This is a genomic window from Actinomyces sp. ICM39 (genome assembly GCF_000282935.1).
GTDB classification, from domain to species: domain Bacteria; phylum Actinomycetota; class Actinomycetes; order Actinomycetales; family Actinomycetaceae; genus Pauljensenia; species Pauljensenia odontolytica_B.
The window spans coordinates 1-11,039 of sequence record NZ_ALCB01000021.1 but is presented as its reverse complement, the minus strand read 5'-3'; the positions used below and the strand labels follow the sequence as shown (position 1 = coordinate 11,039).

The 11,039-nt window shown below is 63.8% G+C and carries 12 protein-coding genes; 8 read left to right on the top strand and 4 right to left on the bottom strand.

The window, feature by feature from the left end:
* Positions 1–85 precede the first annotated feature (85 nt).
* Positions 86–1,396 (top strand): alpha/beta fold hydrolase, encoded by a 1,311-nt coding sequence (locus HMPREF1137_RS01345; RefSeq protein WP_007587944.1) that lies wholly within the window; start codon positions 86–88, stop codon positions 1,394–1,396.
* Between the two features lie 30 nt (positions 1,397–1,426).
* Complete coding sequence (locus tag HMPREF1137_RS01340; protein WP_034496213.1) at positions 1,427–1,945, top strand: hypothetical protein; 519 nt, start codon at positions 1,427–1,429, stop codon at positions 1,943–1,945.
* Between the two features lie 21 nt (positions 1,946–1,966).
* Here HMPREF1137_RS01340 and HMPREF1137_RS01335 read toward each other — a convergent pair whose 3' ends face one another.
* From HMPREF1137_RS01335 to HMPREF1137_RS10215, 4 genes are all read right to left on the bottom strand, one after another.
* Positions 1,967–3,046: a tetratricopeptide repeat protein gene (locus HMPREF1137_RS01335; RefSeq protein ID WP_007587956.1), complete on the bottom strand. Its 1,080-nt coding sequence runs from the start codon at positions 3,044–3,046 to the stop codon at positions 1,967–1,969.
* 65 nt (positions 3,047–3,111) lie between these two features.
* Entirely contained in the window at positions 3,112–4,710 is a 1,599-nt protein-coding gene (locus HMPREF1137_RS01330; protein WP_007587955.1) for an AAA family ATPase, read from the bottom strand.
* A 57-nt stretch (positions 4,711–4,767) separates the two neighbouring features.
* A complete protein-coding gene (locus HMPREF1137_RS01325) occupies positions 4,768–5,343 on the bottom strand; it encodes a hypothetical protein (protein WP_007587945.1) in 576 nt (191 codons plus the stop codon).
* Between the two features lie 136 nt (positions 5,344–5,479).
* Positions 5,480–6,439, bottom strand: a complete 960-nt coding sequence (locus tag HMPREF1137_RS10215) for a hypothetical protein (protein WP_007587942.1) — start codon at positions 6,437–6,439, stop codon at positions 5,480–5,482.
* 223 nt (positions 6,440–6,662) lie between these two features.
* Here HMPREF1137_RS10215 and HMPREF1137_RS01315 point away from each other — a divergent pair, with 223 nt between their 5' ends.
* The 6 genes from HMPREF1137_RS01315 to nrdF all read left to right on the top strand — a co-directional run bounded on the left by HMPREF1137_RS01315 (position 6,663) and on the right by nrdF (position 10,973).
* Positions 6,663–7,862: a hypothetical protein gene (locus HMPREF1137_RS01315; protein ID WP_007587948.1), complete on the top strand. Its 1,200-nt coding sequence runs from the start codon at positions 6,663–6,665 to the stop codon at positions 7,860–7,862.
* Positions 7,859–8,302, top strand: coding sequence for a hypothetical protein (locus HMPREF1137_RS01310; protein ID WP_007587954.1), 444 nt, complete (start codon positions 7,859–7,861; stop codon positions 8,300–8,302). The genes HMPREF1137_RS01315 and HMPREF1137_RS01310 overlap by 4 nt, the downstream gene beginning before the upstream one ends.
* A complete protein-coding gene (locus HMPREF1137_RS01305) occupies positions 8,299–8,844 on the top strand; it encodes a hypothetical protein (protein WP_034496209.1) in 546 nt (181 codons plus the stop codon). Before HMPREF1137_RS01310 ends, HMPREF1137_RS01305 begins: the two co-directional genes overlap by 4 nt.
* Complete coding sequence (locus HMPREF1137_RS01300; RefSeq protein ID WP_007587952.1) at positions 8,837–9,526, top strand: hypothetical protein; 690 nt, start codon at positions 8,837–8,839, stop codon at positions 9,524–9,526. The genes HMPREF1137_RS01305 and HMPREF1137_RS01300 overlap by 8 nt, the downstream gene beginning before the upstream one ends.
* On the top strand, positions 9,523–9,891 hold the full coding sequence (locus HMPREF1137_RS01295; protein WP_007587943.1) for a hypothetical protein: 369 nt from the start codon (positions 9,523–9,525) through the stop codon (positions 9,889–9,891). Before HMPREF1137_RS01300 ends, HMPREF1137_RS01295 begins: the two co-directional genes overlap by 4 nt.
* Positions 9,892–10,010: 119 nt before the next feature.
* Positions 10,011–10,973 carry a class 1b ribonucleoside-diphosphate reductase subunit beta gene (gene nrdF, locus HMPREF1137_RS01290; RefSeq protein WP_007587957.1) on the top strand — a complete coding sequence of 321 codons (963 nt, stop codon included), beginning with the start codon at positions 10,011–10,013 and terminating at the stop codon, positions 10,971–10,973.
* Positions 10,974–11,039 lie beyond the last annotated feature (66 nt).

Here is an 11,039-nt window from a genome sequence, read left to right as displayed (position 1 = left end):
GTGGGGCCACAAGCGCTGCCCAGAAAACAGACGGGACAACAAACGGGCACAACGACACCGCCACAAAACCGCTACCATTGTGTCCATGCACACAGAGTCGTACCTGCACCACGGTCACACCGTTTACGAGCACCGCCTGGACGTTCCGCTTGATCACCTGCGCCCCGCCGGCGAGGACAATCCGACGATCCAGGTTTTCGCGCGCGAGGTCGTGCGCAAGGGCCACGAGGACGCGCCCTACGCAGTGTTCTTGCAGGGCGGCCCAGGCTACCCGAGCCCGCGTTTCGGCACGTTTACCGGCGGGTGGATGAATCGTCTCCTTCAGGATTACCGCGTGGTGCTCCTCGATCAGCGAGGCACGGGCCAGTCGACCCGCATGGACGCCCAGGCGCTCTCCCACTTGGACACGGACGAGGAGAAGGCCGCGTACCTGCGCCACTTCCGCCAGGACCAGATCGTGTACGACGCGGAGGCGCTGCGCCGCGAGCTGTGCGGGGATGACCCGTGGACGACGCTCGGCCAGTCGTTCGGCGGCTTCATCACGACCTCGTACCTGTCGCTGGCTCCGCAGGGCCTGAAGGCCAGCCTGATCACGGGAGGCCTGCCCGGCCTCGCCCATGTGGACGACATCTACCGCCTGACGTATGAGCGCACGGCGGCGCGCAACCGCGCGTACTTCCAGCGCCACCCGGGCGATGAGCGCACGGTGCGCGAGCTGTGCGCGCACCTGGCGGACACGGAGGAGACGCTGCCGACGGGCGAGCGTCTCTCCCCCGCGCGCCTGCGCATGATCGGCATGATGCTGGGCGGCCAGGGCAACACGGATCAGCTGCACTACCTGCTCGAGGGCCCGTGGACGTCGGTGCGAGGCCAGCGGCGCCTGTCGTCGCAGTTCCTGGCGGCGATCGGTTCGCAGGTGGACGTCGCGCCGATCTACGCAGTGTTCCAGGAGTACATCTACGCGTGCGCGACGCCGGACCTGGTGGGCACGGCGACGGGCTGGGCGGCGGATCGCCTGGCCGAGGAGATCCCGGGCTTCGCGAAGGACGCGAACCCGCTGGACGAGAGTGAGCCGTTCTACCTGACGGGCGAGCACTTCATGCGCCGCGTGTTCGACGAGGATCCGGGCTTGGCGCCGCTGAAGGGCGTCGCGGAGATTCTCGCGTCGACGACGGAGGCGGCCCCCGTGTACCTGCCGGACGTGCTGGCCGAGAACACGGTGCCGGTGGCGGCGGCCGTGTACTACGACGACATGTTTGTGCCTCGCGAGCTCTCCCTGGACACGGGTGACCTGATCGGAGCCCGCCACTACATCACGAATGAGTACCAGCACGACGGATCTGCCTATTCGGGCGGAAAGGTCGTCTCTCACCTGCTTGACCTGCTCGCGGACTGATCCGCGCGCTCCCGATTGAAAGGACTGGCCATGGCCGCCTCATCTAGCTGTTCTTGTCCGTGCGTCGGCTCGGTGGACCCGACTCGGGTCGCGGGGTTCGCGGCGGGCGTGGGCGCGACCGTCGCGTGGTACGCCCTGCCCGATTACGTGCGCTCGCGTCCGTTGCGCGGTCTCGTGAAGGCGGGTCTGCTGGGGGTCCTCGGTTGGTCGATGGTGGCTCAGCTGCCGGAGGGCGCGGAGCTTCCGCCCTACGACGACGAGGACACGGATTGCTCGAAGGCGTCGCCCGTGGCGGGCGAGGATCCACTCGAGGGTGTCACCGAGGCGGACCCGGCGGAGCTGGCGGTTCTCGCGGGCGCGGCGCTGGGGTCGGCGATGATCACGGTCGGCGTGGAGCGCTGGCTGTTCCACCGCGGTGAGCGTCGCCGCGCGCAGGGCGCTCGTTTCGCTCATACGAGGCAGGGGCTGGCCCTGGGCGGTCTGGAGGCAGCCTTGACCGCGCTGACGTTCGGCGCGGGTGCCGTGCGCGAGAGGCGCTCGAAGGGCTGAGGCGCCGCTCGACGCCCGCTTTCAGCGTTCGCGCACGAAGATCATATGGCGGGCGACGAGGGCACCAATCCACCCGCAGAGCATGACGAGGATGGGCACGCCCAGAGCCGTCCACCACGAGGAGGCGGGGACGAAGTACCTCGCCACGCCAAATACCGCGGGGGTGAGCGAGAGAAGCGCGATCGAGGTCGTCGCTATCGTCGCACCGATGGGACGACGCTTGAACGCCAGGTTCACGACGTCGCGGCGCGTCTTGCCCTGACCGGCGGCGACCTTCGAGAGGTGTTTGCGCACCGCGGCGTCCATGGCGCGCAGGGGGAACAACGCGGTCCACACTAGCCCAACAATGAGGGCGACCTGACGACTACCGAAGGCATAGACGAGGCCGGCGATCGACCAGCCGATCAGATAGGCGATCGTGAGACCCATGCACAGGGTGAAGAGCGGTTTGAACACCAGCCAGTGGAGCTGGTTCTCGTAGCCCTTGACGGCGGGGTTCTGCTCGAGGAGGTCGCGGAAGAGGCGGCTGCTAGCATCGGCGTGGTCGTCCGCTTCGAGGAGAGCGATAGATTCACGAGCGGCGGCGTTTTCTGGTTCGAGGGCGAGGACGCGCTTGAATACGTCGAGCGCCGCTTTCTCGTCGTTCTTGGCGAGTACCCTGCCGAGGGTGTTGAGTACAAAGGAGTCTTCGGGATCGAGGCGCTCGCCTTCACGCGCCGCGTTCAGCGCCTCGTCCCATCGGCGGTTAAGGGCAAGAGCGCGGGCCTTCACGGCATGGGCAATACCGACGTCCGGAATCATCTCGACGAGGCGCGTTGCGTGTTCGAGCGCGCGAAGAGAATCCGGCTCGAGGGTGGACAACCAGTACAGCGACAGCACGTCATTGGGGGAGGCTTCGATGGCGCGCCTGGCACACGCGTACGCTTTATCCTTCTGATCGAGGAGCAGGTGGGCCTGGGCGAGGGTGCAGTTCACTCGCGCCGCGACCTCCAGATCCCCCTGGGGGATCCTCACGAGCTGTTCGATGGCCTGTTGGGGACGTTTGATATCGATCAAGAACTGGGCGTGCTCGATCCGCTTCCAGACGTCGTCGGTCGACATCTGTCCTCCTCACTGTTGGTGGCGAACAGCGAAGGGTGGGCGGCGCCTTCGCGCCGCCCACCTCCTCACATCAGGTTGTTCGCCTTCATGTACTCGGCGAGGTCGTCGTATTGGCCGTCTCGATTGCCGTATTCGACGATGTTGCGGGCGGTGATGAACCATGGGCCCGCGCTGGGCCGAATCTGCTCTAGTGCCCTGCGGAAGTCCTGCATGGTCACCATGCGCACGTTGCCGGAGCGCAAGGAGTCCATCATCGCGAATTCGACGGCGCTGTCGACCAGGTGTGCCAGGTCGGCACCGGTGAATCCATTGGTGCACTGGACGAGGTATCCCATGTCGATGCCTTCGACGGGGCGGGACTTGAGGTGGTGGTAGAGGACAGCCTGTCGGGCGGGGCCGTCGGGAGGCAGGACGGCGACGGATCGATCGAAGCGTCCGGGCCTGCGCAGCGCCGGATCCACATCCCACGGGGTGTTGGTCGCGGCGAGGACGAACACGCCTTCGTTATCCGATCCGATGCCGTCTAGTTCCATGAGGAGCTGGTTGGTGACCGGTCGCATGCTGGAATAGGTCGTGTTCGATCGCCGCATGCCGAGTGCATCGATTTCGTCGAGGAAGAGGACGACGGGTGCGTTGGCGCGCGCGGTCTCAAAAAGTTCGTGGAGGTTAGCTTCCGATTCACCGAAGTAGCGCGCCATGACGTCACTGATCCTGACGTTCATGAACGCGGCACCGACCTCGCCGGCGAGCGCGCGGGCGATGTAGGTCTTGCCGCATCCGGGAGGCCCGTAGAGCAGCAGGCCACCGCTGAGGCTCTTACCGTAGAGCTTGCGGATTTCCGGGTTGCGCAGGGGGGCCAGGAAGGCCATGGTGAGGCGGTCCTTGACGGACTGCATACCACCGACGTCGGCCAGCGTTGCCGTCACTGTCTCAACGTCCCACGCGTCGCCTTGGGGTTTGTCGTCGATTTCGACTTCACCGTCGGTTGCTCCCACCTTCACAAATGCCGGCGCGGGCCCGCCGACCTGCTTCTCGGCGTTTTTCCAGTCGAAGTTTTCCGGATCGGCGTCATCGGGGGAAGCGGGGTCATCCTGCCCATCTCCGGCCTCGCCTGTCGACGCGCTGGCCTCGTCGTTCCCTTCCTCGGCCGTCTGTGGGAAGGCCGCGGGATGAATAGTCACGATCGCGGGAATGTCTGCGTCGTCCGAGGCGGGGGCTGCGGGTGCAGACAGAGCGGGCTCCTCGGGCGCGGGGAGGGGGTCGGCCTCGTACGAGGCGGGAGCTGCAGTCTCAGGTTCAGCGACAGTCAGCCCGTTGACGGCCGGGGCCGAGGCCTCGGGCGCCTCGGGGGGCACCGGGACCTCACCGGCGAAGGCCGCCTCAGGCAACACCCGATCCTCGTCTGTTGCGGGCGCGGCGGGCCCGGCCTCGTCAGCGGCGGGCGCAGATGAAGCGGGAGCCTCGGGCACGCCGAGGGCGCTGCGCATCAGGGCGGCGACGCGCTCATTGTGGGGGTCGACGGCGAGGACGACGGCCAGATGGGAGACGGCTTCTGCGCCCCTCCCTTCGGCGATCAGGAGTTCAGCGAGATGCTCGCGTAGGGAGTGGTCCTCGGGTCGCTGTTCGATGATCGACACGAGGGAGTCGATAAGAGGATTCGTCATGTCCGCAAGCCTACCGGCTGGCAGGCTTATGGGTCCACACACTCGGGCGCGAAACGATCAGAGGGTTCGCGCGGTGATCCTGCGCAGCGCTTGGCATGAACGCCAGGAGTTGACGAGGCCCATCGCGAGGGGCAGGGAGACGAGGGCAGCCAGGAGGGCAGATTCGGTGGCGACTGCGATGCCTCCGACGGCGAGGAAACCAACGAACCAGGCGAGCTGCATACGCGCGCAGGCTGTCATGATCGCTCCGTCGCGCCGGGCGGCACGCAGGGCGGCGTGCGAGCTGGAGAAGATGACGAGGTCTTCGTTGCCGTCCCATTCCCGGTGCCACCGGCGCGCCACGACGATGAGGGCGGCGAGGAGCACGAGGAGGACCAGGCCTCCCCCCAGGATGATCGCGAGAGCCAGGGTGGCGAGCTTTTCGATGACGGGTTCAGACACGGATGAGAGCTCGACGATTGCAACGATCGTACTCACGGACACGATAAGGAGGACGGTGATGATATCAATGGCGATATTGATGCGCCCCTGTGTCTTTTGCCCTGAGCGCACGCGGTTATAGCGGCGCAGCTGATCGTTCCCCAGGCGGTAGGGCCTGGAGACTGCGGCGAATTCTAAGGGCTGATAGGTCACTCCCTCACAATAGCGCTGTCCGTTGATTATCCGCGCCTTACAAAGCAACTGTCAGGCGCGCAATGCGCCACTTTTTCAATGGTCAAGATATATGTATTGAGCACACAGTGAGAACGACTTTAAGCAACAGCGTAGATCAGCGCGTGAGCGCCATAAGCGTGAACAGAATGAGTCCTGCCAACACGATCATGCGAACGAAGTCCATGACCGAACTCCCCAGTTCCGGGAATCGCTTGCGCAGGCATCGAAACGTCAGGCGAACGCCGCGTGGCATGGACCGGTTGAACAGCGCGATCTGGAGGAACGCGTAAGCGTACCCGCTCAACGCGCAGGCCGCATACGCGAGGAAGAAGAACAGTGCCAACTCGTCCGTCATGAAGCGCAAGGTGAGCAGATACCCCAGTCCCGCGACAAAACCGCCAACAATCGCAAAGATCCACGCTTTGTCGAGCCCGAAGGTCACGCGCTTGAGCATCCTGCGGTAGGCCTCGGCGACGGCCGGTTCCATCTCAATGGAGTACGAGGAACGCCCCGCCCCCTTGAGCGGGTAGGCGAAGGAGTCGTAGGCGAACTTCGCCTCGGCCAGGTCCGGGGCGTTTACCTTGGCGCGACCGAAAGCCCACTGCGCACCGTTGGGTTCGACCGGCGCCCACAGTCGTCCGTAGGCCATGAGGAGCTCGACATCGTCGGGGAAGCCGTCGGTAGCGATCTCGGAGACGGGCAGTGCCTCCTCGTATCGCCCGAAGTCGACGAGGCAGAGGGTCAGTTCGCGCGCAATCTCGGAGGATTGGGGGTGCAGGCGCATGCCGGACGAGGCCGTGGCCGCGGCGTCCGCGACGAGGCCTTGGCGGCGCTGGGCACGCGCGATGAGAGCGAAGGGGTCCGCCATGTCGTCCCCGTATGAGCGTGCGCGCGTCGCATACTCCTCACACAGGGGGTACAGGCCGAGGCGGTCGGCGCAGGCGGCGGCCTGGATGTCGCGGCGGTAGCAGGCGTCCTCACCGACAACCTCCATGGATTCCAGCATGGCCAGGGCTGCGCGATCGTCGTTCTGAGCGAGGGCCTCATCAACGTCGGCGAAGGTGGGCGTCGTCATGGCGCATACGATACAGCCCCCACCCCCACCGAGGTGACCTCGTCCACGAGACACCGGCGAGCCCGTGGCTACTCCTGAAAAACCAGCTCAGACCTGGTGCAACACCAAGACACCGCATGGTCAGCGCCTCATCCCTCTGCAGATTGTCAAACAACCGGAGTAATCTAGCCACTAAGTGACGCGCAACACGCACGCCGCTCGATTGTTCCAACGGAGTGAAGCAATGCCCCCCCTTGCAGACACTTCTACGATTCCGGTATCGGCGGGAACCGTAGAGTTCGCCGAGTCCTTCACATGGGACTTCCCGGTTGACGTGGACGCAGTTCAGTCACTGAAGGACTGGTGCGACACACCAATGACGGCGCTCGACGACGCCGTCGTGGATGCAACGACAGCTCGCGGACAAGTCGAGCACCAGAGAGCCAGGCTGGTGGAGACCGTCGTCGAGCACCTGACCAATATGATTTCCGCGAGCGAGCACGCTGTGTCATGTTTCCGCTCGCTACATTCCGCCCTGGAGGATTATGCGGGCGCGATGCAGCCCGTCAGGACAGAGTTTCAGGCCATCATCACCGATGCCCTGGCGGCTGGACTGACGGTTTCTCAGGCGGGCACACAGGTCACCATCAGTCACCCGGCAGACGTTCCGGGCGGCGTTGGCGTCGTCTTCGCATCGCTGAGGGAGCGCTGTGGCATCAATCAGAGGAAGTTCGCCTACGCGGAATCACTATTCGGTGACGATCTCGCAGGCATCGATCCCACCGTCTGGGAGTCAACAATCTTCGCGGCGTTCAACAGATTCGTCGACACGTACGGATTCCCCACGGGGCTGAACGCAACGAGCCGCTATCCCAGTTGGGCAGACAGCGTACGCAATACCGTGGCAGACACGCTCGAGTCGGGCTACCTACAGGCGAAGGGTGCCAAGTACCAGGCGCCGGCCGGAATCAAGGACGCATCCCCCTGGAAGCAGATCACCGAGCGAGGGAACCTCAAGAACTGGAAGGTCCCGGGGGTGGACGCCGTCAAGGGCGGCAGCCGAACGATCAAGGCCGCCGACGCCCTGCGAACGGGCGGCAAGCTCGCGGGCCGCGCATGCGCGGTCCTCGACGGAGTCGTCAGCGCCTACGACAGCTACCAGTCGGACTCCTACCACCACCCGGAGATGGGACAGGGCGAGAAGGTAGCAAGGGCCGGTGTAATGGGCGCTGCCAGCGCGACAGGCGCATACTTCGGAGCCACCTACGGGGCACAACTTGGCGCAGCCATCGGCGCAGTCGGCGGCCCCGTCGGCATTCTCGCCGGAGGCGTTATCGGCGGCATTATTGGTGGACTTGCCGGAAGCAAACTCGGACAAACGGTAGGGAATATTGTCAACAACGGTATGCACTCACTCATCAACAGTGGAGGTTCACAGTCATGATTTTCTGGGAAGTCTGTGGCGCGATTTTCGGGCTCATGATTATCGGCGCCTGGTACATGGAGACCTATCTCGATACCACGTTCTCTAGCAATTCCCGCATCATCACCTCGCGGATGAGCAGCAGCGCGAGAAGCCAAGCAACAACACGCCCACTTGTTGGCCTTGGCTTCTTCATCTGCAGCCTCGGAAACACCAGCTATAAATTGGATTTCCATTACGTCATGACGGGGATCCTCACAGCCGTCGGCATACTCTGTTTTCTTATCGGCATCATCTACCATTTCTTTCCCTTACCAGTTCCCCGCTGGGCCGACGCTCGGTACCAGTACATGAAGCGCCACGGCATGCTGGACGAGAACGGTGATCCTTTACCGCAGTTCGAGGTGCCGGAAGATGCCGAGGAGCCCACTACCAACGATCAGACCGGGGACACACTATGAGCCTGTCATCCTATTGGCTCTTGCCTCCCCGATGGTCGTCGTGCCCGAAGGAGGACATTGCCTCGATCCTCAACCAGGCATTCGCGAACACTGACGACACACAGGATCAAACCACGGCCAACAATCCGGAACCAGATTCAACGTCCTCCGAAGGGGGCGTGATCGCCCTGGCTGTCGGCCCCACCGATGCCGACTACGCCTTCACCCCCACCATCCTGCTCCTTGCATCCCCCATCCCAGCGGATACCACACCCGAACAAGCCCTCACAGAATCAGCAGTTGCACTCTCCGATCAAGTCCCGGGTTTTCGGATGCTGGATGACTGTCCCTGGCCGACAACGCCAGAATCCGCACGGCTTCGCACGGGGATCTACATTCAGGGCAGGGTGCCGATCACTGCCTGCCAGTGGGCATGGATTCATTCCGACGGCACGAATGACTTCCTCCTCACGGCGACAGCGACTATGACAACCCCCGCTTTCAGCAACTTGAACGAAGACGTTCTCGCGATCATCATGAGCCTGGAGGTGCGCAATGCCTGACCGTCCTCACATCACAATTCCGGGCGACGTCACCTCGAGCTTCGCCACCTCCGAGGGACTCACCGGCGACGCGGCACATCTCGCGGATCTCATGAGCACGGCTCGCTCTCGAATGGTCATCGCCACCACGTCTCCGGACGCTTCCCAGTGCCGCCAGGCTCTCATCTGGATGCAGCCGGGCCCCTGCGTCGTCGCCCGGACTGCGACTACGCCCGACGGCGGCACTGAGACCCACATTTATCAGATCGATAACGAGGAAATCCCCCACGTCGCGGCTGCGATATCTCCCCTCACGCCAAACCCCGCCGTCTTCGACGGGCCTCCCGTCCTGCCGACGGCCATCGTGCACGCCGCACAGCAGGGCATGACCGAACAGACGGCCCAGCTCCTCGAGAACTATTCCTCCTACGGCCCCTCAGATTCCGCCTTCGCGCAGGCTCTCGTGGCCCAACGCTGGGCATACACCACCTGGATCCGAGAGGACTACACAGATGAGGATTCCTTCGTTCCAACAACCATCCTGTCGACCCTCATCACTCCAGCCGCCTCCTACAGGGTCGAGGCCCCATTAATCGCCCCCAGCACCGGACCTCACATCCCCATCCACCCCATCTACAACACGCAGTTGTGGGGCCTCATCACACACTTCTTCGCCCTGTCACCCGAGAGGAATCAGCCATGACATACGTCAACATCGAATGGAACTACAACGAAGTTCAGTCCATCATCTCTGCCCTCGACCGTGCCTCCACCTCCCTGAAGAAAGTGCCGACACCGAGCACTACGAACACAGGCAGCACCCACCATGCGACCCTGATGAAACACCTCACGACTCTTGACACAACCATCAGCCAGATGGCGTGGATCGCAAACGGCGTCGCCCTGGGCCTGGGCGCAGCGACAGAAGACTTTAAGTGCACAGACAACGCGGTAGCGGACGTCATGCGGGAGATCCAGCGCTACAACGACGCGTACACCCATAGGTATCCGGTCCGTCCCCCAATTGGGCACACACAGGCCGACACCTCGGCAACCCCACCGAGGTGACCTCGTCCACGAAACACGGGCCACCAGCATCGTCGGGAGCCAAGCACCCACTATCCTGGACCCTATACGCGAGGCCGCCCCGGCCTCGTCCGTCCGACACTGTACGTAGAGGAGCCCCCATGGCGACCGAGCCCGTGTTCGAGGCCATCAACTGGAACAAGATCCAAGACGACAAGGACCTTGAGGTCTGGGATCGCCTGACGGGCAACTTCTGGCTGCCTGAGAAGATTCCGCTCTCCAACGACCTGCCGAGCTGGAAGACCCTCACCAAGGACGAGCAGCTCATGACGAACCGCGTGTTCACGGGCCTGACCCTGCTGGACACGCTCCAGGGCACGGTCGGCGCAGTGTCGCTGATCCCGGACGCGCGCACCCCGCACGAGGAGGCCGTCTACACAAACATTGCGTTCATGGAGTCGGTGCACGCCAAGTCCTACTCGTCGATCTTCTCCACCCTGCTGTCCACGGAGGAAATCAACGAGTCCTTCCGCTGGTCGAACGAGAACGCGGCCCTGCAGAAGAAGGCCGAGATCGTCAAGTCCTACTACGACGGCAACGACCCGGAGAAGCGCAAGGTCGCCTCGACGATGCTCGAGTCCTTCCTGTTCTACTCGGGCTTCTACGCGCCCATGTACTGGAGCTCGCACGCCAAGCTCACGAACACGGCTGACCTGATCCGCCTCATCATCCGCGACGAGGCCGTCCACGGCTACTACATCGGCTACAAGTACCAGCTGGCCGTAAATGAGTCGAGCCAGGAGCGCCAGGATGACCTGCGCGACTACACCTACTCGCTGCTGTACGAGCTCTACGAGAACGAGGAGCAGTACACGGAGGACCTGTACGATCCGCTCGGCCTGACCGAGGACGTCAAGAAGTTCCTGCGTTACAACGCGAACAAGGCGCTCATGAACCTGGGTTACGAGGCCCTGTTCCCGGCCGACGCGACCGACGTGAACCCCGCGATCCTGGCGGCCCTGAGCCCCAACGCGGACGAGAACCACGACTTCTTCTCGGGTTCCGGCTCATCCTACGTGATGGGCGAGGTCGTGGACACCGAGGACGAGGACTGGGACTTCTGAGTTTCACGAGGCCGGGGCCGGGGCGCACGAGCGACGCGGCCTGACCGCCTCCCTCACCTCAAGACG